Origin of the sequence: Flagellimonas sp., assembly GCF_965233845.1 — a bacterium.
Classification (GTDB): domain Bacteria; phylum Bacteroidota; class Bacteroidia; order Flavobacteriales; family Flavobacteriaceae; genus Flagellimonas.
Genome location: NZ_OZ247584.1, coordinates 614,026 through 635,326, shown reverse-complemented (window position 1 = coordinate 635,326; position 21,301 = coordinate 614,026). Strand labels below are relative to the sequence as shown.

22 protein-coding genes are annotated in these 21,301 nt (G+C 42.0%); 16 read left to right on the top strand and 6 right to left on the bottom strand.

Features of this window, described 5'->3' with window-relative positions; genetic code table 11:
* The 12 genes from ACO6S0_RS02850 to ACO6S0_RS02795 all read left to right on the top strand — a co-directional run bounded on the left by ACO6S0_RS02850 (position 1) and on the right by ACO6S0_RS02795 (position 10,607).
* Positions 1–633, top strand: a complete 633-nt coding sequence (locus tag ACO6S0_RS02850; protein WP_420398974.1) for an NAD(P)H-dependent oxidoreductase — start codon at positions 1–3, stop codon at positions 631–633.
* A gap of 29 nt (positions 634–662) precedes the next feature.
* The gene (locus ACO6S0_RS02845; protein WP_422350527.1) at positions 663–1,235 is read left to right on the top strand and encodes a YceI family protein; all 573 of its coding nucleotides are present in this window, start codon (positions 663–665) and stop codon (positions 1,233–1,235) included.
* A 236-nt stretch (positions 1,236–1,471) separates the two neighbouring features.
* Positions 1,472–2,869, top strand: a complete 1,398-nt coding sequence (locus tag ACO6S0_RS02840) for an anthranilate synthase component I family protein (protein ID WP_422350526.1) — start codon at positions 1,472–1,474, stop codon at positions 2,867–2,869.
* Between the two features lie 3 nt (positions 2,870–2,872).
* The gene (locus ACO6S0_RS02835; RefSeq protein WP_422350525.1) at positions 2,873–3,439 is read left to right on the top strand and encodes an anthranilate synthase component II; all 567 of its coding nucleotides are present in this window, start codon (positions 2,873–2,875) and stop codon (positions 3,437–3,439) included.
* 82 nt (positions 3,440–3,521) lie between these two features.
* A complete protein-coding gene (gene trpD / locus ACO6S0_RS02830; RefSeq protein ID WP_422350524.1) occupies positions 3,522–4,517 on the top strand; it encodes an anthranilate phosphoribosyltransferase in 996 nt (331 codons plus the stop codon).
* Positions 4,518–4,584: 67 nt separating this feature from the next.
* Positions 4,585–5,370 (top strand): indole-3-glycerol phosphate synthase TrpC, encoded by a 786-nt coding sequence (trpC, locus tag ACO6S0_RS02825; protein WP_422350523.1) that lies wholly within the window; start codon positions 4,585–4,587, stop codon positions 5,368–5,370.
* The gene (locus ACO6S0_RS02820) at positions 5,367–6,119 is read left to right on the top strand and encodes a phosphoribosylanthranilate isomerase (protein ID WP_422350522.1); all 753 of its coding nucleotides are present in this window, start codon (positions 5,367–5,369) and stop codon (positions 6,117–6,119) included. Before trpC ends, ACO6S0_RS02820 begins: the two co-directional genes overlap by 4 nt.
* A 69-nt stretch (positions 6,120–6,188) precedes the next feature.
* The gene (gene trpB, locus ACO6S0_RS02815; protein WP_422350521.1) at positions 6,189–7,370 is read left to right on the top strand and encodes a tryptophan synthase subunit beta; all 1,182 of its coding nucleotides are present in this window, start codon (positions 6,189–6,191) and stop codon (positions 7,368–7,370) included.
* Positions 7,371–7,413: 43 nt separating this feature from the next.
* A complete protein-coding gene (locus ACO6S0_RS02810; protein WP_422350520.1) occupies positions 7,414–7,617 on the top strand; it encodes a GIY-YIG nuclease family protein in 204 nt (67 codons plus the stop codon).
* A gap of 115 nt (positions 7,618–7,732) precedes the next feature.
* Positions 7,733–8,494, top strand: a complete 762-nt coding sequence (gene trpA / locus ACO6S0_RS02805; RefSeq protein WP_422350519.1) for a tryptophan synthase subunit alpha — start codon at positions 7,733–7,735, stop codon at positions 8,492–8,494.
* Positions 8,495–8,524: 30 nt separating this feature from the next.
* Entirely contained in the window at positions 8,525–10,021 is a 1,497-nt protein-coding gene (locus ACO6S0_RS02800; protein ID WP_422350518.1) for a M20/M25/M40 family metallo-hydrolase, read from the top strand.
* Between the two features lie 166 nt (positions 10,022–10,187).
* Positions 10,188–10,607, top strand: a complete 420-nt coding sequence (locus ACO6S0_RS02795) for a LytR/AlgR family response regulator transcription factor (RefSeq protein ID WP_422350517.1) — start codon at positions 10,188–10,190, stop codon at positions 10,605–10,607.
* 19 nt (positions 10,608–10,626) lie between these two features.
* Here ACO6S0_RS02795 and ACO6S0_RS02790 read toward each other — a convergent pair whose 3' ends face one another.
* The 6 genes from ACO6S0_RS02790 to ACO6S0_RS02765 all read right to left on the bottom strand — a co-directional run bounded on the left by ACO6S0_RS02790 (position 10,627) and on the right by ACO6S0_RS02765 (position 17,319).
* Positions 10,627–11,310, bottom strand: a complete 684-nt coding sequence (locus tag ACO6S0_RS02790) for a uracil-DNA glycosylase family protein (protein WP_422350516.1) — start codon at positions 11,308–11,310, stop codon at positions 10,627–10,629.
* A complete protein-coding gene (locus tag ACO6S0_RS02785; RefSeq protein WP_422350515.1) occupies positions 11,310–12,035 on the bottom strand; it encodes a PLDc N-terminal domain-containing protein in 726 nt (241 codons plus the stop codon). The genes ACO6S0_RS02790 and ACO6S0_RS02785 overlap by 1 nt, the downstream gene beginning before the upstream one ends.
* A 96-nt stretch (positions 12,036–12,131) precedes the next feature.
* Complete coding sequence (locus tag ACO6S0_RS02780) at positions 12,132–14,678, bottom strand: phosphoenolpyruvate carboxylase (RefSeq protein ID WP_422350514.1); 2,547 nt, start codon at positions 14,676–14,678, stop codon at positions 12,132–12,134.
* Between the two features lie 173 nt (positions 14,679–14,851).
* A complete protein-coding gene (gene yaaA, locus ACO6S0_RS02775) occupies positions 14,852–15,613 on the bottom strand; it encodes a peroxide stress protein YaaA (protein WP_422350513.1) in 762 nt (253 codons plus the stop codon).
* 87 nt (positions 15,614–15,700) lie between these two features.
* The gene (locus tag ACO6S0_RS02770; RefSeq protein WP_422350512.1) at positions 15,701–16,729 is read right to left on the bottom strand and encodes an RluA family pseudouridine synthase; all 1,029 of its coding nucleotides are present in this window, start codon (positions 16,727–16,729) and stop codon (positions 15,701–15,703) included.
* Between the two features lie 2 nt (positions 16,730–16,731).
* The gene (locus tag ACO6S0_RS02765) at positions 16,732–17,319 is read right to left on the bottom strand and encodes a PASTA domain-containing protein (RefSeq protein WP_422350511.1); all 588 of its coding nucleotides are present in this window, start codon (positions 17,317–17,319) and stop codon (positions 16,732–16,734) included.
* A gap of 78 nt (positions 17,320–17,397) precedes the next feature.
* Here ACO6S0_RS02765 and ACO6S0_RS02760 point away from each other — a divergent pair, with 78 nt between their 5' ends.
* The 4 genes from ACO6S0_RS02760 to ACO6S0_RS02745 all read left to right on the top strand — a co-directional run bounded on the left by ACO6S0_RS02760 (position 17,398) and on the right by ACO6S0_RS02745 (position 21,289).
* The gene (locus tag ACO6S0_RS02760) at positions 17,398–18,372 is read left to right on the top strand and encodes a D-alanine--D-alanine ligase (RefSeq protein ID WP_422350510.1); all 975 of its coding nucleotides are present in this window, start codon (positions 17,398–17,400) and stop codon (positions 18,370–18,372) included.
* 31 nt (positions 18,373–18,403) lie between these two features.
* Positions 18,404–18,865 (top strand): pantetheine-phosphate adenylyltransferase, encoded by a 462-nt coding sequence (gene coaD, locus ACO6S0_RS02755; RefSeq protein ID WP_422350509.1) that lies wholly within the window; start codon positions 18,404–18,406, stop codon positions 18,863–18,865.
* Between the two features lie 188 nt (positions 18,866–19,053).
* Positions 19,054–20,892, top strand: a complete 1,839-nt coding sequence (locus ACO6S0_RS02750; protein WP_422350508.1) for a PAS domain S-box protein — start codon at positions 19,054–19,056, stop codon at positions 20,890–20,892.
* Complete coding sequence (locus ACO6S0_RS02745) at positions 20,876–21,289, top strand: response regulator (protein WP_422350507.1); 414 nt, start codon at positions 20,876–20,878, stop codon at positions 21,287–21,289. Before ACO6S0_RS02750 ends, ACO6S0_RS02745 begins: the two co-directional genes overlap by 17 nt.
* Positions 21,290–21,301: the final 12 nt, after the last annotated feature.

Below are 21,301 nucleotides of genomic sequence, written 5' to 3'. Positions count from 1 at the left end.
ATGAGTAATATACTGGAAAACAGAACCTGGCGATATGCCACCAAAAAGTTTGATCCTGACAAGAAGGTTTCCGACCAAGATTTGGAACTTCTTCTGGAAGCAACCCGATTGAGCGCTTCTTCCTATGGCCTACAGCCCTATCACGTATTTGTAATCACAGACCCAGAAATAAGGGAAAAATTAAAGCCCGTTTCTTGGGGACAATCGCAGATTACAGATGCATCCCACTTAATCGTCTTTGCCAATGTAACCGATTTTGGAGAAGAATTATTGGATAGCTATGTACAAAACGTAAGCTCCACTAGAAACATCCCAGAAGAAAGTCTTAAGGGTTACGGGGATTTTATGAAATCCAAATTATTGGATCTTCCCGTAAATGTCAAAAGCAGTTGGACCATGAAGCAGGTATACATTGCCTTGGGAAATTTGATGCAGGCGGCGGCAGAGCTAAAAATCGATACCTGCCCTATGGAAGGTTTTGAAGCCAAGGCCTACAACGAAATTCTTGGTTTGGACGAAAAAGACCTGAATGCCTCAGTGGTATTACCTATTGGCTACAGATCAGAGGAAGATGAGACCCAACACTACGCCAAAGTAAGAAAATCAAAAGAAGAATTATTTACCCATATATAAATCCTAATTATTATTATTAAAACACAATCATGAAAAAGACAATTTTAAGTTTGGCCTTGACCACTGTATTTGGACTAACGGCCTTTGCCAACCCTATTGACGGCGAAAAGAAGGAAATAAAGACGAGCGAAAGTAAAATCGTTTGGAAAGCTTACAAAGTAGGAGGTGGCCACGAAGGAACCATTGGTTTAAAGTCCGGGGCATTGGAATTTGATGGAGACCAATTGGTAGGAGGTGAATTTGTAGTGGACATGACTACAATCACCAACACCGATATGACCGGCGAATACAAGGGCAAATTGGAAGGACACCTGAAATCTGACGATTTCTTTTCCACAGCTTCAAATCCAACAGCATCCTTGGTATTTACCAAAGTTGAGCAAAATGAAGGTGGGCTTTATGATGTAACTGGAAACCTTACCATTAAGGGGATTACCAAATCCATTCGTTTTGATTTATCCATTGATGGTAATAAAGCTACAGCCAATTTGAAAGTTGACCGTACCAAATACGACGTAAAATACGGGTCAAGTATTATTGGTACCGCAAAGGACAAGTTGATCTATGACGAATTTGATTTAGTGGTTGATTTGCAGATGTAGTCAATGCTAGTTTAGTGTTTGGAAATCCCGTTCAAGTTTGTCTTGGACGGGATTTTTATTTTCACAAAACATTATTTGGAAGTTACAATTTCATTTCTATCTTTGATGCAATGAATTTGAGAATAGTAAATACTTGGTGGTGGATCAACTTACGTCAAACGTCGTGAGCTAGTCCCCATTGTAATCATATAGAGGCTTGTCATCACGACAGGCCTTTTTTAATTTATAACGGTACAATGACCTATAAACTTGAAACACATTTTAAACAGATTCTTGCAGATACCATCACCCCGGTAAGCGTTTATTTGAAAATTCGCGATAAATTTCCGAACAGTATTCTGTTGGAAAGTAGCGATTACCATGCCAACGACAACAGTTTTTCCTATATCTGTTGCAATCCGATAGCTTACATCAAAGTTCAAAATGAAATTATCACCCAACGTTTTCCGGATGGAAGCAAGGAAGAAATCAAGATAGGTCCAGATACCGATGTAACCAAGGTCATCCATAATTTTGGCCAAAGATTTTCAGTCCCCACCAATGGCTTTAAATTTATAAACAATGGCCTTTTTGGGTATATGGCCTATGATGCGGTTCGCTATTTTGAGGATGTTGAAGTTACGTCCAAAGCGGATTCCATTCAAATTCCCGATATCTACTATGCGGTTTACCAGAACATCATCGCCATTAACCATTTCAAGAACGAAGCCTACCTGTTTGCCCACTGTTACGAATCAGAAAGTAATGTGGACGAGCTGGAGCAATTGTTCAAGATAAGGAACTTTGCCTCTTATAATTTTTCCAAGGAAGGAGCAGCTCTATCCAACCTAAAAGATGAGGAATATATAGAACATGTGGCCTTGGCCAAAAAACATTGCCAACGGGGAGATGTATTCCAATTGGTTTTGTCCCGAAGGTTCTCGCAAGGGTTTAAGGGTGACGAGTTCAATGTCTATAGGGCACTGCGATCCATCAACCCCTCCCCCTACTTGTTTTATTTTGATTATGGGGATTTCAAAATTTTTGGAAGTTCGCCGGAAGCGCAATTGATCGTTAAGGACGGAAAAGCTGAAATCCATCCCATTGCGGGCACCTATAAAAGAACTGGAAATGATGAGAAAGATGCGGAATTGGCCAAAAAACTGGCTCAGGATGAAAAGGAAAACAGCGAACACGTTATGCTGGTGGATTTGGCTCGAAATGACCTCAGTAGAAATGGAAATACGGTGAACGTGGAAACTTATCGGGAGGTGCAGTACTTCTCCCATGTGATTCATTTGGTATCCAAGGTCACTGGGCTCAAGAAAAAAGAGAGCACGACCATGAAAGTGGTGGCAGACACCTTTCCCGCGGGAACCTTGAGTGGAGCTCCCAAGCATATGGCCATGCAACTTATTGAAAAATATGAAAAAACCAGTAGGGCCTATTATGGAGGCGCCATTGGTTTCATGGATTTTAAAGGCAATTTTAACCATGCCATTATGATCCGAACTTTTTTAAGCAAAAACCATCAATTGCATTATCAAGCCGGCGCAGGTTTGGTAGCAGCTTCGGATCCCGAGACGGAGCTTCAGGAAACATACAACAAATTGGGTGCTTTGAACAAGGCGCTGGAAATTGCAGAAACAATCTAAAAAATGGCCAGAAAGATTTTAATGATAGACAACTACGATAGTTTCACCTATAATCTGGTGCACTATCTAGAGGATTTGGATTGCGACGTGACCGTAAAACGAAATGATCAATTGACATTGGAGGAAGTACAAGCTTTTGATGAAATTGTGCTCTCCCCAGGACCTGGAATCCCAGATGAAGCAGGTTTGCTCAAGGATATCATCAAAACCTACGCCCCAACAAAACGAATTTTAGGGGTCTGTTTGGGACAACAGGCCATTGGAGAGGTATTTGGAGGCACTTTGGTTAATTTGGATCAGGTATACCATGGAATTGCCACCCAAATTACGATAACCAGTCCAGGTGTTTTGTTCCAAAACATGCCAGAGCAAATCCAAGTGGGCCGATACCATTCTTGGGTGGTGCATCCCGATTTACCTGAAAGCTTGGAAGCCACCTCCGTTGATGAAAATGGGCAAATCATGTCTTTAAGGCATAAAACATATGATGTAACGGCAGTGCAGTTTCATCCAGAGTCCGTGTTGACTCCGGAAGGAAAACAAATGCTAAAAAATTGGCTCAACGGCTAGTCTAAAGTCATTCCCTTGCAAACGGGAATTCATGAGAATAGATAAAGATTCCTGCTTGCGCAGGCATGACAAAAAAGAAAAAATGAAAGCAACATTAAATCGATTAATAAATCACGAAATTCTTCCAAAAGGAGATGCCAAGCAGATTTTGGTCAACATCGCCAAAGGGGATTACAACACTTCCCAGATTGCGGCCTTTTTAACCGTTTATATGATGCGAAGCATCACCATAGAAGAGTTGGAAGGTTTTAGGGATGCACTCCTGGAATTGTGCTTGGCGGTGGATTTGGCGGAATATAACCCCATAGATCTCTGCGGAACGGGAGGTGACGGAAAAGACACGTTCAATATTTCCACCCTTGCCTCTTTTGTAACAGCAGGTGCGGGAGTAAAAGTAACCAAGCATGGTAATTATGGAGTTTCTTCCAAGTGCGGAAGTAGCAACGTGATGGAATTTTTGGGCATCAAGTTCAGTAATGAGGCTGATTTTCTTAGAAAATCTATTGATGAAGCTGGGATTTGCGTGCTGCATGCTCCCTTGTTTCACCCAGCTATGAAAAATGTGGCGCCCATCCGAAGGGAATTGGCCGTAAAGACCTTTTTCAACATGTTGGGTCCCATGGTGAATCCTGCTTTCCCAAAAAACCAAATGGTAGGTGTGTTTAATTTAGAGTTGGCTCGAATGTATGGGTACCTTTATCAGAACACTGATAAGAATTTCACTGTGCTGCATGCGCTGGATGGATATGACGAAATCTCCTTGACTGGAGCAACCAAAACCATTTCCAATGACTCTGAAGGCATGTTGGCTCCTGCAGATTTTGGGGTGGACAAAATTTCCCAGGATCAAATCACGGGAGGGGAAGATATCGCCGAATCGGCCCAAATTTTTCTGGATGTTCTAAATGGAAAAGGAACCGAAGCCCAAAACAATGTGGTCTGTGCCAATGCCGGGGTAGCCATAGCCACTGTAGAACAACTTTCTCCAAAAGAAGGATTTGAAAAAGCCAAGGAGTCACTCTTAAGCGGAAAAGGAATGGACGCATTGAAGAAGTTACAAGAACTAAGTAAAAACTAACGTCACCTCGAGCGCAGTCGAGAGGGTCTCATTAGATTCTTCACTACGCTCAGAATGGCCACTGAATATGAACATTTTAGACAAAATAGTAGCCGATAAACGCAAGGAAGTAGCTTTGAAAAAATCCTTGATTCCATCCGTACAATTGGAACAATCTGTTCTCATGGAGCGGAGCACCGTTTCACTGGCCCAAGCGCTTAAAAACAGTGCTACCGGTATTATAGCAGAACACAAGCGGCGGTCTCCTTCAAAATCGGTGATCAACCAAGATTTAAACGTTCAGGATGTAGCCGTTGGATATGAGCAAGCAGGGGTCTGTGGCATGTCCGTTTTAACCGATGGCAAATACTTTGGTGGTTCTTTGGATGACTTGTTATTGGCACGATCATCCGCCTCTTTACCCCTTTTGCGAAAGGAGTTCATTATTGATGAATACCAGTTACTGGAGGCCAGGGCCCATGGTGCGGATGTGATTTTGCTCATTGCTGCCGTTCTAACCCGGGATGAAATCAAACAACTTTCGGAAACAGCCAAAAGTTTAGACTTGGATGTGCTCTTGGAAGTCCACAATGAAGAAGAGTTGCAAAAGTCGCTTATACCAAGTTTGGACATGTTGGGGGTCAATAATCGTAACCTAAAGACTTTTGAGGTGAGTTTGGATACGAGCAAGAATTTGTCCAAGCTCATTCCCAACGATTTTGTAAAGGTTTCCGAGAGTGGTATAAGTTCCGTTGAAGCCATCAAGGATCTAAAACAATACGGATATAGGGGCTTCCTAATTGGCGAGAACTTTATGAAAACCGACAATCCTGGAGAACATGCCACGGCATTTATAAAAGCTCTTGAATCATGAAATTGAAAGTTTGCGGCATGAAATTCAATCCTTCGGAGGTGGCCCAACTGCAGCCCGATTATCTGGGTTTTATCTTTTGGGAACCTTCCTCCCGTTATTTTCAAGGTGAAATGCCCGAGCTACCAGGAACCATTAAAAAAATTGGGGTGTTTGTTGATGCTGAAATTGAAGATGTTTTGAAAAAAGTTGAAACGTTTAGTTTGGATGGTGTTCAGCTCCATGGCAATGAGAGTCCAAAATACTGTCAGGAACTTCGTCATGCTAAACTTCCTGCCCGTCCGGCAGGCGGGGATTCAGCATCTCATTCCAATGGGATTCCGAAACAAGTTCAGGACAACCAGCTGTCACTTCGAGCGCAGTCGAGAAGTGAAAAGAACAAGGTCTCGACTTCGCTCGACCTGACAATTATCAAAGTTTTCTCCATCAAAGACTCTTTTGATTTCACCATTTTGGAACCTTATGAGGAAGTCTGTGATTTCTTTTTGTTTGATACCAAAGGAAAACTCCCGGGAGGAAACGGATATGCCTTCGATTGGTCCATTCTTAAAGAATATCCTTCCACAAAACCTTATTTCTTAAGTGGGGGTATTGGATTGGAATCCATGGAAAATCTAAAAGGGTTTTTGGCAAGTCCTGCCTCAAAATATTGCCATGCCATAGATGTTAATAGCAAATTTGAAATAGAACCTGGTCATAAAAACATAACACAACTAGAAGAGTTTAAAAAAGATTTGTCTTTCCGTACTTGATGCGGAATCCATTATAAATCAAAGTCAAACTTAAAAAGATCCCTGCCAGGGCAGGAATGACAAAAAAATATGAGTTACCACGTCAACGAAAAAGGATACTATGGGGAATTTGGGGGAGCATACATCCCGGAAATGCTCTATCCCAATACCGAAGAACTGCGTCAGAACTATCTGGAAATCATGGCGGACCCTTCCTTTAAGGAAGAATTTCACCAATTGCTGAAAGACTATGTGGGCCGCCCCACCCCACTGTATTTTGCAGAGCGCTTATCCAACAAATACAATACCAAGATATATTTGAAACGGGAAGACCTCAACCATACCGGAGCTCATAAGGTGAACAACACTATTGGTCAGATTTTAATGGCCAAAAAGTTGGGCAAAAACCGGATAATTGCCGAAACAGGGGCAGGCCAGCATGGAGTGGCCACCGCAACGGTTTGCGCCCTTATGGGAATTGAATGTGTGGTATACATGGGGGAAGTGGATATAGCAAGGCAAGCCCCAAATGTAGCCAGGATGAAGATGCTTGGAGCAGAGGTAAGGCCTGCCTTATCGGGGAGTCGAACGTTGAAGGATGCCACCAACGAGGCCATTAGGGATTGGATCAATAATCCGGTGGATACCCACTACATCATTGGCTCGGTTGTGGGGCCACATCCCTATCCAGATATGGTTGCCCGATTCCAATCCGTGATTTCCGAGGAAATAAAAGCCCAACTCTTGGAAAAAGAGGGCAGGGAAAACCCAGAATACGTGGTGGCCTGTGTAGGCGGAGGCAGTAATGCCGCTGGCGCCTATTATCATTTTTTGGATTCGCCCGAAGTGGGCATCATCGCTGTGGAGGCCGCTGGAAAGGGAATTCATTCTGGAGAAAGTGCCGCAACTTCGGCCTTGGGCAAGGTAGGGATTATCCATGGGAGCAAAACGCTATTGATGCAAACTTCTGATGGGCAGATTACGGAACCCTATTCCATATCCGCTGGCTTGGATTATCCCGGGGTAGGTCCCCTACATGCCCATTTGTTTAAATCGGGTAGAGGGGAATTTATTTCCATTACCGATGATGAAGCCATGACTGCCGGTTTGACGCTTTGTCAATTGGAGGGCATTATCCCAGCCATTGAATCCTCACATGGATTGGCCATTTTGGAGCAAAGAAAATTCAAACCGGACGATATTGTGGTCATGAATCTTTCTGGGCGTGGGGACAAAGACCTTCAGAACTATATTGATTATTTTAAACTGTGATCCGTGCCGTCATGCTGAACTTGTTTCAGCATCTCAAAGTGATATGAAATCAAGCTATGTATATATCTTAACCAATAAATATCGGACTACCTTTTACATTGGTGTTACCGCAGATTTATATAAAAGAGTTTCTGAGCATGAAAATGGTATTGGCTCAACTTTTACAAAAAAATACAATTTGAAGGATTTAATCTATTTTGAAAAGTTTTCTGATGTAAACCAAACCATTGCTAGGGAAAAACAGTAAAAAAACTGGCATAAAGAATGGAAAATCAATCTGATAAAGGAAAAGAATCCTTCACTTTCAACATTAAAATTATGATGAGAACCTGAAACAAGTTCAGGTTGACGAAACTAATACTATGAACAGAATCAAAAACAGACTTCAAGAAGATAAAAAACTGCTCTCCATTTATTTTACAGCTGGGTATCCCAACATCAATGATACGGTCCAGATTATCCAGGATTTGGAAGAAAACGGGGTGGATATGATTGAAATAGGGCTTCCCTTTAGCGATCCTTTGGCGGATGGCCCAACAATTCAAGCTAGCTCAACCCAAGCGCTGAATAATGGAATGACCACAGACTTACTTTTTGATCAGCTCCAAGATATTCGCAAAACCGTTTCCATTCCATTGATCATTATGGGGTATTTTAATCCGGTTTTTCAATACGGGGTGGAGGCATTCTGTAAAAGGTGTCAGGAGATAGGGATAGATGGGCTTATTTTACCCGACTTGCCCTTGGATGTCTATCAGGAAGAGTACGAGGCCATTTTTAAAAAATATGGATTGATCAATGTGTATTTGATCACTCCCCAGACCAGCGAAGAACGTATCCGCCAAATAGACGATGCTTCGGATGGATTTATCTATATGGTGAGCTCCGCTAGCACCACGGGAACCAAAGATGGCTTTGGCAACGAACAACAAGCTTACTTTGACCGAATTGCATCCATGGAACTACAAAATCCCCAAATTGTGGGCTTTGGCATAAGCAACCAAGAAACATTTAAACAGGCCACCCAGCATGCCAAGGGAGCTATTATAGGTTCTGCATTTATAAAACACTTGGCCAAAAATGGGCCTCAAAAAATAGATGGGTTTGTAAGTGGAATTCGCTAACTTCGATGTTCATTTAACCCTATCTGAAATATGAGAAAACTGGCTTGTTTTTTTGCCCTTTTGCTGTCCATTTCATCCTATTCGCAAGACGCAGCTGCGGTAAAGTCGCAAGTGGCCCACGCCATTCAGGAATTACGGGATTTTATTGCTATTCCCAATGATGCCTTGAACGCTGATGATATTGATGACAACATTCTTTGGCTCAAAAGAAAATTTGGTGAGCGTGGTTTCAATACTGCTGTCCTGGACACGGAAAACCTACCTCTCTTCTTTGCAGCAATGCCCATGGAAGATAACAAGCCAACTTTGCTGATCTATATGCATTTTGATGGTCAATCCGTTGAGCCCAACAAATGGAACCAGCCCAATCCGTATCAAACCGTGCTTAAAAAACCGGTAGCTGATGGCTTTGAAACGGTTTCCTTTGATGCTTTGAACGATGATATTGATTACGATTGGCGCTTATTTGGACGTTCCACTTCGGATGACAAAGGACCTATAGTAATGTTCCTGAACGCCATTGACCTTTTGAAAAAGGATGGAAAGGAAATTCCTTTTAACCTAAAGGTTATTTTGGATGGGGAAGAAGAAAAAAGCAGTAAACCCCTACCTCAAGCGGTCAAGCAATACCGTGAGTTATTGGAGGCTGATTTTCTTGTAATTGCCGATGGCCCTATCCATGCTTCAGGGAGACCCACGGTGGTCTATGGTTGCCGAGGCATAACCACAATGACCCTAACGACATACGGTCCCATCAAACCCCAACACAGCGGACATTACGGTAATTATGCCCCAAATCCTGGGTTTCAACTGGCACAGTTACTTGCGGGAATGAAAGATACCGATGGAAGGGTAACCATTCCTGGATACTATGATGGAATTGTTTTGGATGATGGCATTACGGAAGTTCTTAAAAGTGTTCCGGATAGTGATGAGGCCATAGCCGAAAAATTGCAGTTTAAAACCTCCGAAAAAGTGGGTGGGTATTATCAGGAAGCTTTGCAATATCCTTCGTTGAACATCAGGGGTCTTGGCTCAGGATGGATAGGTCCTAAAAGAAGGACGATAGTCCCGGAAAGTGCCACAGCCGAACTGGATTTGCGTTTAGTTCCCGAGAGTGATGGCAATCGTCTTAAAAAACTGGTCAGGGATTATATTGCCGATCAGGGGTACCATGTTTTAGACCATGTTCCCTCAAAATTGGAGCGCATGCGTTATGATAAAATCGTTACGGTGGAGGAAGGTAATGTAACAGCCGCATTCCGTACGGATTTGGACAATAAATACGGTTCTTTTTTGGTAGAGACCCTAAAAAATACCTTTAACCAAGAAGTAGTAAGGTTTCGAATTATGGGAGGTACTGTTCCCATTTCACCCTTTGTCAATGAGCTGAAAATTCCAGCCTTTATTGTTCCCTTGGTCAATCCTGATAATAATCAGCATAGTCCTAACGAAAATCTGAAAATTGGGCAATTGGCGTATGGAATCCAAAGTCTGTATAGCATTCTTTCCACTCCGACTCCTTAACAGGTTACTGACATCTGTAAAACGTTCGTTTTATTCGATAAAAAAAATCCGAAAATGGGATAAAACTCAGGAAATTATGACTTTATCCCACTAAAACTGTAGTATATCCCCTATATTCCGAGAATGGTTACATGGGCCTTAATTTTGAATTATTAGAGGCCTATTTATGCAATATACTACCCTTGTCATAGATGATTCTTCCATTCAGCGTTTGGCTACGACCATTTTGGTCAAAAACCATCCGCAACTGAAACTGGTAGGTTCTTTTCAAAATCCTTTTTGCGGAATTAAAGCTGTATATGAAAAGAAGGTGGATATTGTTTTTCTGGACATCCTCATGGATCACGTGGATGCCTTTGAACTTCTGGACAATATTGAAATCAACGCTTCCATTATCCTAAACTCCACCTGGTCCAATTTTGCAGTCAAGGCATTTGAATACGGTGTTGATGATTTTTTAATGAAACCCATGCCCAAAAAGCGGTTTGACAAAGCTGTTCAAAAAGCCATTGCCCAAATTGAACTGGGTAAAAAAACATTACCGCCAACCTACAAGCTTTCGGAAGTAATGTCCACGTTCAAATAAAGAATCTGTAGCTTCCTTATTAAGATTCAAAAAAAGGTCGGTATTGCATGACCCTAAAGTCCATGGTATTGAAATCAGGGTTTTGCGACTTTATTTCCTTATACGTTTGCAAGCTCCCCACTGCCCTATTGGCAGCCCCAGAGGGTGCAGTTAGGGAAACGGTTCTTACCAGTTTTGTCTTCTTCTTTGATCCCGATGGGACGGGAAGCGTCAATTCATGTATTCTAGGAACTTCATCCGAAACTACTTGCATTGATAGCCCCTGTTCCCTCAGTTGCTTCCTGAAAAAATACTCCGGCCCGTTTTTGCTGTTTCCCCCCATAAAAAGTACGGTTTTAAGATTTGGATAGTCCCTTAGATAGCCTACCAAATCCCGAAGCTGTACATTCTGCATGCCTAAATCCGAAGCATCCACTTTTTGCCGTTCCGCACTTGCCACTATATCACACACCCCTATTTGCTGTTCTAAAAGGAACTCTTTGCGCTGCGCCATGGCTTCATGAGTAGTTTCAAACTTGAGATTTAAACCAAAAATGCGGTCCAAAATGGGCCAAAGCATGCCATTACGACTCCCATAACAGAAATCAACATCATCCGGTTTCAATTCGCCTGTGGTAAAACGAGGTGGTGGAAGCGTTCCCACAATAACTTTAGTGGCTTCTGGAAACAAAAAGGGTTCGTAGGGATGGGTATGCAAAAACATTATTGAAGTGCCTGTAGTTCCTCTCTTATTATTTTAATTAGATGTCGGTTTTGTCTAAAGTTGGGTTTGGACATATTTTCGAATTCCGAGACCATTTCTTGATACAACTCCTTTGCATCTTCCAGTTTTCCCTGTCGCTGTAAAAAACGGGCAAGCTCCAGTCTTTCCGAAAAATTGGAATAGGGCGCATCAAAAGTCCGCATCACTTCCTCTGCCGCTTGCATTTTTCCCATTTTCTCCAGTGTTAAGGCATAGAGGAACGATGCTTTGGATTTCCTAAACTTGGGATTATCCAAAATCTTTTCTGCGCAAACTACAACCTCTTCCGGATTGGAGTTGTGATAATGTGCCTCCAACAGTTTTGAAATCACGTAAAAATCTTTGGAAAAAACATCTTTCAAGGAAGATTCGTAATGCGAAATTGCTTCTGGGTACAGTCCTTCCTCCAAATAGGCATCTGCCAAGGCCACTCTATTCTCAAAGGTTTCGGAAAATTTCAGTTTTTTTTCCAAATCCGTGATTTTTTTTGAAGGATTAATTGCGGTTACCAAACTTTCCTGGACCTTTTCAATATCCCGCTTCTGAAACACATTGGTGAAGAGATAGAGAATACATCCTATCACAGGAAGAAAAATGATAGCAAAAATCCAGTAGTAGTTATTTCTATTGGTATAACAATGGTAGACACAAAATCCCTGGAGAGCAATTATGGCGTAGTAGTACATTGCCTAAAAATAAAAAGTAAAAGGCAAATACCAAGCTTGATCAAGGCATTTTCATCTACCCAAAAGCACATCCTTAAAAATCAGAAAGTTGCCGTTCTAAGCTGAGTTTCTACTCGCATTAATGTTTCCGTATAGGGAACGTGTAACGATTTTCTCGTACAGCTCTTGGTATTCGGATTTTTTGGTGATGTGGTACAAGGCATTTTGTTGTATTACCAGTAGTGGCAATACAATTTGTTCCCTGATCTTGACCGATTCACGGGATACCTCTTCATCCTCCATCAGAATCTTTTGACCTGAGATCTGTAACAACATCTCCTTGGACAATAAAAATTCGTCATGCAAGATGTTCCAAAATTCCCCGAACTCAGCATCCTCTGCCATATAACTAGTCAAATCAAAATTGGTCTTGGCCAGAGACATCATGCTGTTGTGCATCAAAGCCCTAAAGAACGGCACCTCTTTATACAATTTTTTCACCTCGTTCAATTTCCCTTGGTCCTTCAGGTTTTGAATGGCCGTTCCTATCCCAAAATACCCTGGAACATTTTGTTTCAACTGGCTCCAGGAACCTACGAAGGAAATTGCCCTCAAATCAGACAAGGTCAATTGCTTTTTGCTGCCCCGTTTTCCGGGACGACTTCCAATATTGGCCTTGGTATAAAATTTTAAGGTACTCCTATGCTCCAAATACGGGATGAACTTTTCGTGCTGCTTAAGGGCATTGTACTTATCGAAGCTCATTTCCGAAAGCGTTTCAATAAGTTTCCGCTGCTCCGAAGAAATTACATGTTCCTTGCCATAAAGATCATTGCTCAGTCCCGCAGTAAGCAACTGCTCGGAATTGTGCATAAACTGTTCCTTGGTACCATAGGTACTGGTAATGGTCTGCCCTTGGATGGTCATCTGTATTTCATGGTTGGCCACGTCGTTGGTCTGGGCAGCATAAAATCGATGCGTTTTACCACCTCCCCTGGCCGGTGGTCCTCCCCTCCCGTCAAAAAAGATAGCTTTTATCCCATTTCTTTTACAGACCTTGCTCAGGGTTTCCTTGGTTCTTAGAATAGACCAATTGGCTTTAAGATAGCCACCATCCTTGGTTCCGTCTGAGAAGCCCAGCATAATAGTATGCTTGTTGTTCCTCCGTTCCAAATGGGCTCTATAAATTGGGGTGTCAAAAAAGGTTTGCATAACCTCTTCAGAGGCTTCCATACCCTTCATGGTTTCAAAGAGTGGAATGATATCAAATGTGATTTCCTCAGTTTTCCAACCACACCATCGGAAAAGTCCAAAAACAAAGAAAACGGAATAAATGTCTTCCGAATTACTGATGATATATCTGTTGCAGCCTTCCTCCCCGTTGCTTTGCTGAATTTCTTTCAACTGCCCAATATTGGTCAAAGTGTCTCTAACAATATCTTCTTCGTAATCTGAAGGATCCAGTTTTAAATCCTTTTCCAACAACCAATGCACCAATTCTTCCTGACTCAATTCATCCAAGGATTCTTTGATTGCCCCTTGCTGCTTAAGGATGGTCTCCACCGTTAAATAATGTTTGCTATGATCTTGGCGGATGTCCAAGGTGGCGAAATGGGTTTTGAAAATATGCACTTTGTTGATAAACCTGTCCAATTCTTTCAAATACAGCCCATGGTGGTTGGCCTCCAATTTTTCGCGGATGGCGTCCAATCGTTCCATGATCTCAGGATAGCTGATAATGGATCTGGCGTCAAACATAGCCTTGTAGAGTCTTCCGCTCAAGGTGAGCAAATCCTCCTGGATACTTTTAAAGGTCAATTTCTTCCGAAGTGCCTTCAGTTCGTTGTAGTAGCATTTCATTAAAGTGAGCCTCAGCTCGTCCGCTACCTTTCTGGTAATATCTGCCGTCACAAATGGGTTGCCGTCCCGGTCACCTCCTGGCCAAAATCCAAGCTTAATGATGTTATAGTTGGCAAAATCCTCGTCCCTTATATTGCTTTTGATGTATTCAAACAACTCCCCAATGGCATCATAATAGGTATTCCTTAAAATGTAAATGATGTTCTTGGCTTCATCCAGAGGGGTAGGCTTCTTGGAATTTACCAAAGAGGTCAATCCCAATTGTTGTAGGGTAAGGTCAATATCGTCTATTTTGTCCTTGTGAATCAACTTTCTGAGCTCGGCTATAATATCCAGTACCGCCGGGGTATAGAATTGCGTAGGGTGTGCCGTAAGTACAAACCGAGCACTAAAGCTGGAAAGGTTTTTGGCTATTTTGTCCCAGTTCTTGGTCTGGTTCACCAATTCAAAATAATCCTTCACCGAAAGGGAATTGGTATATTCCTGAAGCTTTGGAAATGCCGAATCTTCCACACTATCGTAAAGCACCACTTGGCGTTCCACGTACTGAATGATCTTGAACATAAAATCCAGCCGTTCCCGTTCATCCTTTATGTCCATGAAATTGGTGAAAAAGGTCTCCAATATCTCTTGGGGTTGTTTCCCTGCCCTGAGACCCAGTTGACACTGGTCCAATAACAAGGGAATCAACATTCCAACATTTTCTATATCCCTATACGGTAAGCTCAAGAACAAACTATTGTACACGTTGAACTTGTTGGTCACCGATTTTCTAAATTCTTCCAGACGTCTCGAATGCTGCATGGATCAAATGGTATGGTTAATGTTTTGCCGAAAGGCTAAGATCGTGATAAATGCTGAATGAGCACCCAAAATTTATGCACATCACAATTTAAGACGGGCGCCTCACAAACTTAACAGCTCAAATTGGCATTAGTGTAAAGCCAAAGTTGCGCCTATGTTATCCAGGCGATAATTTACCGGATGAATACGGGTTCGTTTTCTTTTAAAGTATGCTCTGCACTAAAAATGTAGCCATCGTAGTTAAATCCTTTGATATCCTCCACAGTTTTGGCATCCTTGTCCAGAATGTACCTCACCATGGAACCTCTCGCTTTTTTGGCAAAAAAGCTTATGACTTTTAGCTTATCATTTTTCCAATCCTTAAAAATTGGGGTAATCACGGGAACTTTGAGCGTTTTTGGGTCAATGGCACCAAAGTATTCATTGCTGGCAAGATTAATAAAGAGTTCCCCATCCTCCATTTCCTCATTAAGGTGCGATGTAAGCTGTTTTTGCCAGAATTCGTACAAGTTCTTTTTACGTGCCACTTTTAGTTGGGTGCCCATTTCCAACCGATAAGGCTGAATTAAATCCAGTGGTTTTAAAATACCGTACAGGCCGGAAAGAATCCGTAAGGTATCTTGAAGCTGCTCCAATTTGGATTCGGGAATGGTATAGGCATCCAAACCTTGGTATACATCCCCGTTGAAAGAATATACCGCTGGTCTGGCATTTTCAGATGTAAAGGGTACTGAAAAATCCTGGTTTCGCTGCCAATTCAATTCGGCCAACTTATCCGAAATGGACATCAATTTGGAAAGTGCCCTTGGTTTTTTCTTTACCAAGACGGCATTCAACTTTTGGGATTGCTCCAAAAACTGTGGTTGACTATATTTCGAGGTCGGTAAGGCTGTTTCAAAGTCGAGTGATTTAGCAGGCGAGATGACGATTTTCATAACTTTTGATTTTTGTAAAAATAATGAGGAAATCGGATTTTGGAAACAGCTTTCCAAAGGTCTTTTCAATCCTTGAATTGAATAAGCTTATGATTCGCTATGTTTGGCATAGTTCCTCCACTTTTCAATGCAGAGGGTCATATCTTCGGGCAATTCAGAATCAAATTGCATAAACTCACCACTTACCGGATGTTCAAAACCCAAGGTTTTGGCATGTAGAGCCTGTCTTGGAAGAATCTTAAAGGCATTTTCCACAAATTGTTTGTACTTGGTAAAGGTGGTTCCCTTCAGTATTTTATCTCCGCCATAGCGCTCATCATTGAACAGGGTGTGGCCAATATATTTCATATGCACCCTAATCTGATGGGTCCTTCCTGTCTCCAGTTTGCACGAGATCAAGGTCACATAACCCAATCGCTCAATTACCTTGTAATGGGTCACCGCATCCTTCCCTTGATCGCCTTCCGGAAAGACCATCATCTGTAATCGATTTTTCGGATTTCTAGCGATATGACCTTCCACAATACCCTCATCATCGGTAACATTTCCCCATACCAGGGCCAAGTACTCCCGCGCACTGCTCTTATCAAAGAATTGTTTGGCCAAATGGGTCATGGCGTGCTCTGTTTTGGCAATCACCAAAAGCCCCGAAGTGTCTTTATCTATCCGATGTACAAGCCCGGGACGTTCCGAACTGTTCTTGGGAAGGTGGTCAAAATGATGTACTAGGGCATTGATCAGGGTGCCCGAATAATTTCCATGTCCGGGATGCACCACCATACCTGCAGGCTTATTCACCACCAGTAGGGAATCATCCTCATAAACAATATCGAGTGGAATATCTTCCGGAGTCAACAGAAATTCATAAGGCGGATGTTCAAACATCACCTTTACCTCATCTCCTGCCTTAACCTTGTAGTTCTGTTTTACAATGGCATCGTTGACCCAAATATGCCCTTGCTTGGCGGCTTGTTGGATCTTGTTTCGGGTGGCATTCTCAATGAAGTTCATCAAGAACTTGTCCACACGCAAAGGTTCTTGACCCTTGGAAGCAACAAACTTATGGTGTTCAAAGAGTTCTTCCTGTGATAATTCAGGATTTTCGGGAGTGTCCATGCTTATTGCGATTCTGCCTGCACCCTGGCACTACCTGGAATGGTACCATTGCCACAAATCAGTTCTATCTTGGAAGTTTTGGGCAATTTATCTCCAGGTTTGATATGTTTACCTTTATGTTTCATTCGATACACCATGTCCCTGCCAAGCTCATCTATATAGGTGACCCGTTGTACCTCTAAGCCCACGGCCTGCAACATGGTTCTCGCATTGCGTTGGGTAACCTGGATAATATCTGGAACCGATACTTTTTTATATCCTGAAGGATTAACGGTAAAATATATTTTGCGATTGGCTTTCACCTTGTTTCCGGCTGGAGGATCCTGTTCCAAAATGGAAAATCGGGGAAAATCGGGGTTATAGTTGGAGGAATCCAATACCTGATAACGTAAGCCTGCATCTTCAACGGCATCGCGCATCTCCATAACCGACATTCTTGAGAAATCCGGCACTTCTACAAACTCGCCATGATTCGTGGAACTTTTGAGCCACTGCAAGGTGATAAGCACCAATAATACAGCCGCCACCATGGCAAGGCCTAATTGGATAAAAAATGTTTTACTTTTTAAAAAGCTCAAAAAATGTTTCATCTACTTTTCCTTAACTGAACAAATATAGGAAAGCCAGTCATTTTTCTTTACTTTGGCCTTGCCATATTCGATAAGCCGATGAAAAAAAACATTGCCATCATTATGGGTGGTTACTCCAGCGAGCACGAAATCTCCATTAAAAGCGGCAAGGTGGTCCAAAAGTTTTTGGACAGCTCCATGTACAATGCATTTCCCATCAAAGTCACTCAGGAACAATGGGTTTATGTGGACAGAAATAACACGGAATTTCCCGTAGATAAATCGGATTTTACCATTTCACCCCATGGGGATAAAATTCATTTTGACTGTGTGTTCAATGCCATACACGGAACTCCGGGAGAGGATGGTTTGCTCCAGGCTTATTTTGAATTGCTGGGCCTGCCACACACTTCATGCAATCACTATCAAGCTGCACTGACCTTTAACAAAAGGGATTTATTGAGTGCCTTAAAACCTTATGGTGTTCCCTGTGCCACCTCCTATTTTTTAAACGAAGGAGATACTGTTGATACGGCCCAAATTGTCAAAAAAGTAGGATTGCCCTGTTTTGTAAAGGCCAATAGGGCCGGGAGTAGTTATGGTATCAGCAAGGTGTACAAACAAGAGGAAATTAAATCAGCCATTGACAAGGCGTTTACGGAGGACAGCGAAATTATTATCGAGTCCTTTTTGGAAGGAACAGAAGTTTCCGTAGGTGTCATCACCTATCAAGGAAAGGTCACTGTGCTTCCAATTACGGAAATCGTTTCTGAAAACGATTTTTTTGATTACGAGGCCAAATATTTGGGAAAATCCCAAGAAATAACCCCAGCCCGTATTTCCGAAATCCAGCAAAACAAGGTAACCCAACTGGCTGAATTCATATACAAAACTTTAGGGCTAAAAGGTTATACCCGAAGTGAATTTATATTTATTGGGGACGAACCTTATTTGTTGGAAGTGAATACCACCCCTGGATTAACAGAAGAAAGCATACTTCCCCAACAGGCCAATACCGCAGGGATAAGTTTGGAGCAACTATTTAGCAGTGCCATAGAAGAAGCTTTACGATAGAAATTCAGTATTTTTAACTAAACCAAATATCATGAGACGCGCTATTTTCCCAGGTTCATTTGACCCGCTAACCCTTGGTCATTATGATATTATCCAAAGAGGGATTACGCTGTTTGATGAGCTGTTGATCGCCATAGGAATCAATGCAGATAAAAAATACATGTTCTCCCTTGAGGAAAGAACCCGATTTATTTCCGAAGCTTTTAAAAACGAACCCAAAATAAAGGTGGTTACCTATGAAGGTCTCACGGTGGATTTTTGCAAACAGGTAGATGCAGATTTCATTTTACGCGGACTCCGTAACCCGGCCGATTTTGAGTTTGAGAAAGCTATTGCCCATACCAACCGTCAGCTTTCGGAGATTGAAACTGTTTTTTTATTGACCTCTTCCGGCAAATCGTATATCAGCTCTTCCATAGTACGGGATGTAATTAGAAATGGAGGGGATTATACTGGATTGGTGCCGGACACGGTAAGGGTTGGTTTAAAATAGTTGCATTCACCAAAGTGCTGGACTTACCACCGAATCCAGCTTTCCTCCCACTTGGTGATAAATACCATTCGTCGAAGAAACCACATTTTTTTGTTGATTCACAACAAATACTACGCGAGCAGCTTCAATACCTATATTTTAGTAGGAAAATTCGTATAAAATCACTAACCCAAATCTTCCCCCGAAATTTGAAAACCACCGAAACCCTACACCATCAGTATGTATTGAAACAGCTGCCCAAGGCAACCGCTTTGGTCAACAAAAACTCTTTTTTAGTCGATGCCTCGGATACTTGGTATGCCATTTTTGATGACTTACAAGGCCCAGACAAAGACATAGAGCTCTGGTACCAAAATCATCTAGAAATTGATAAAACCAACTTTAAGAAGTGTATAGCCAGCCCCACTGGACAGTCGTTTCGACATAAAAAACTTGTAAACGGCCAAGAACAATGGTATGAAAGCACCTGCACTCCGTGGTTTGATGAAGATGAAAACCATCTGGGCACCATTATTCAGACCGATGACATTTCACGGCTAGTGGAAAAAGAGCAGGAACTGGAAAGAATCACCACCTTATTAAAGGCCAAATCTGAAGTAGCCAAAGTAGGGAGCTGGGAATATAATCTGGAAACCGAGGAACTCCACTGGTGCGAGGAAACCCGAAAAATACACGAGGTTCAGCCTGATTATCAACCCACGGTAACAGAAGCCATCGCATTCTACAAGCAGGGATATAGTAGAAACCGGATTTCCATGCTGTTTCACAAAGCACTGGAAAATAGCACCCCTTTCCACGAAAAATTGACCATCGTTACAAAAAATGGGAAAGAACGCTGGGTGGCGGCAGCCGGTAAAGCCATCCGAAAAAATGGGAAAATCCACAAAATATTTGGAACCTTTCAGGACATTGACGAGCAGATGATGGCGGACGAAAAAATCAGGGAAAGTGAACAATTACTCACCACCTTGATAGATAACTTGCCCATTAATGTTTTTATAAAGGACAAGGACTCCAGAAAAATATTGGTCAACAAAGCAGAATGCGACTATTTGGGCACCACTCCGGATACTCTTTTGGGTAAAACTGATTTTGACCTTTACGATGAGACCGTGGCACAAATTTCAAGGGACGAGGACTTGGAAGTTATGCGCACCCATAAACCAATGATAGGCAAGGAGACCATCAATGTTAGAAAAGATGGCACCGCTACCAATTTCTTGACCTCCAAAATCCCCTTGTTGGATTTAAAAGGGAAAGCCTATGGCCTTATTGGGATGAGCATGGACATTACGCATATCAAACAAAAGGAGGACCAACTCCATAACTTGATCAATGTTACGGCCATTCAAAATAAAAAGCTCATCAATTTTGCACACATTGTTTCACATAATCTAAGGTCCCATACCGCCAACTTCTCCATGTTGTTGGATTTTCTCATTAGGGAATCGGATGAAAAGGAAAAACAACGGATCATGAAAATGTTGTTCCATGCCTCTGATAATCTCTTGGATACCTTGGAAAATCTGAATGAGGTGGTGGATATCAGCACCAATGTCAATTTGGACAAAAAGTCGTTGAATCTAAGTGAACACATTACTAAACTGCAACAAAACCTTTCGGCATTTTTGGAAGAAAACCAGGTGGAATTTGAAAACCATGTCCCAGATGATATTATGGTATCGAGTGTACCGGCCTATTTGGAGAGCATTTTGCTTAACCTGGTGACCAATGCGGTTAAATATCACCACCCGGATAGGCGTCCGGTGGTTAAACTAAGAGCCATCAAACAAGATAAACATGTGATCTTCAGTGTTACCGACAATGGACTTGGAATAGACCTTAACCGATACGGAGACAAGATTTTTGGGATGTACAAGACCTTCCACAACAATAAAGATGCCCGGGGACTGGGATTGTATATCATAAAAAATCAAATCGAGGCCATGGACGGTAGTATTTCTGTTACTAGTGAAGTGGATAAGGGTTCTACATTCAATGTGTATTTCAATGAAGAAACTGAATAGCATCTATATCATTGATGATGACCCCATCACTGTTTTTGGTTTAAGAAAAATGTTAAAGACCGTAACCATATGTAAGGACATCACGGATTTTGAAAATGGAAGATTGGCCTTGGAAGCTCTTAAAAAAAGAATTGAGCTAAAAATACCTTGCCCAGAGGTTATCTTTTTGGACATAAATATGCCCATTATGGATGGCTGGGAATTTTTGGAAGAACTGGTATGCTTGAACATTCCAGAGAAACTAATCATCAATGTAATCACCTCGTCCATAGACCCCATTGATTATAAGCGGTGGAACGATTTTAGATTGAACTGCTGGCATTATCTCAATTTCAAGAATAAACCGCTCTATAAATTGGAAGCCACAGACTTGAGTAGGGTGCATTTGGCCTCATGACCATAATATTCC

Excerpts from the sequence above, each read along its gene's own strand:
- trpC (WP_422350523.1), top strand. The coding sequence starts at position 4,585 with ATGAACATTTTAGACAAAATAGTAGCCGATAAACGCAAGGAAGTAGCT.
- trpA (WP_422350519.1), top strand. The coding sequence starts at position 7,733 with ATGAACAGAATCAAAAACAGACTTCAAGAAGATAAAAAACTGCTCTCC.
- ACO6S0_RS02785 (WP_422350515.1), bottom strand. The coding sequence starts at position 12,035 with ATGTACTACTACGCCATAATTGCTCTCCAGGGATTTTGTGTCTACCAT.
- ACO6S0_RS02810 (WP_422350520.1), top strand. The coding sequence starts at position 7,414 with ATGAAATCAAGCTATGTATATATCTTAACCAATAAATATCGGACTACC.
- ACO6S0_RS02820 (WP_422350522.1), top strand. The coding sequence starts at position 5,367 with ATGAAATTGAAAGTTTGCGGCATGAAATTCAATCCTTCGGAGGTGGCC.
- ACO6S0_RS02795 (WP_422350517.1), top strand. The coding sequence starts at position 10,188 with ATGCAATATACTACCCTTGTCATAGATGATTCTTCCATTCAGCGTTTG.
- coaD (WP_422350509.1), top strand. The coding sequence starts at position 18,404 with ATGAGACGCGCTATTTTCCCAGGTTCATTTGACCCGCTAACCCTTGGT.
- ACO6S0_RS02845 (WP_422350527.1), top strand. The coding sequence starts at position 663 with ATGAAAAAGACAATTTTAAGTTTGGCCTTGACCACTGTATTTGGACTA.
- trpB (WP_422350521.1), top strand. The coding sequence starts at position 6,189 with ATGAGTTACCACGTCAACGAAAAAGGATACTATGGGGAATTTGGGGGA.
- ACO6S0_RS02745 (WP_422350507.1), top strand. The coding sequence starts at position 20,876 with ATGAAGAAACTGAATAGCATCTATATCATTGATGATGACCCCATCACT.
- trpD (WP_422350524.1), top strand. The coding sequence starts at position 3,522 with ATGAAAGCAACATTAAATCGATTAATAAATCACGAAATTCTTCCAAAA.
- ACO6S0_RS02850 (WP_420398974.1), top strand. The coding sequence starts at position 1 with ATGAGTAATATACTGGAAAACAGAACCTGGCGATATGCCACCAAAAAG.
- ACO6S0_RS02800 (WP_422350518.1), top strand. The coding sequence starts at position 8,525 with ATGAGAAAACTGGCTTGTTTTTTTGCCCTTTTGCTGTCCATTTCATCC.
- ACO6S0_RS02790 (WP_422350516.1), bottom strand. The coding sequence starts at position 11,310 with ATGTTTTTGCATACCCATCCCTACGAACCCTTTTTGTTTCCAGAAGCC.
- ACO6S0_RS02765 (WP_422350511.1), bottom strand. The coding sequence starts at position 17,319 with ATGAAACATTTTTTGAGCTTTTTAAAAAGTAAAACATTTTTTATCCAA.
- ACO6S0_RS02760 (WP_422350510.1), top strand. The coding sequence starts at position 17,398 with ATGAAAAAAAACATTGCCATCATTATGGGTGGTTACTCCAGCGAGCAC.
- ACO6S0_RS02835 (WP_422350525.1), top strand. The coding sequence starts at position 2,873 with ATGGCCAGAAAGATTTTAATGATAGACAACTACGATAGTTTCACCTAT.
- yaaA (WP_422350513.1), bottom strand. The coding sequence starts at position 15,613 with ATGAAAATCGTCATCTCGCCTGCTAAATCACTCGACTTTGAAACAGCC.
- ACO6S0_RS02770 (WP_422350512.1), bottom strand. The coding sequence starts at position 16,729 with ATGGACACTCCCGAAAATCCTGAATTATCACAGGAAGAACTCTTTGAA.
- ACO6S0_RS02780 (WP_422350514.1), bottom strand. The coding sequence starts at position 14,678 with ATGCAGCATTCGAGACGTCTGGAAGAATTTAGAAAATCGGTGACCAAC.
- ACO6S0_RS02840 (WP_422350526.1), top strand. The coding sequence starts at position 1,472 with ATGACCTATAAACTTGAAACACATTTTAAACAGATTCTTGCAGATACC.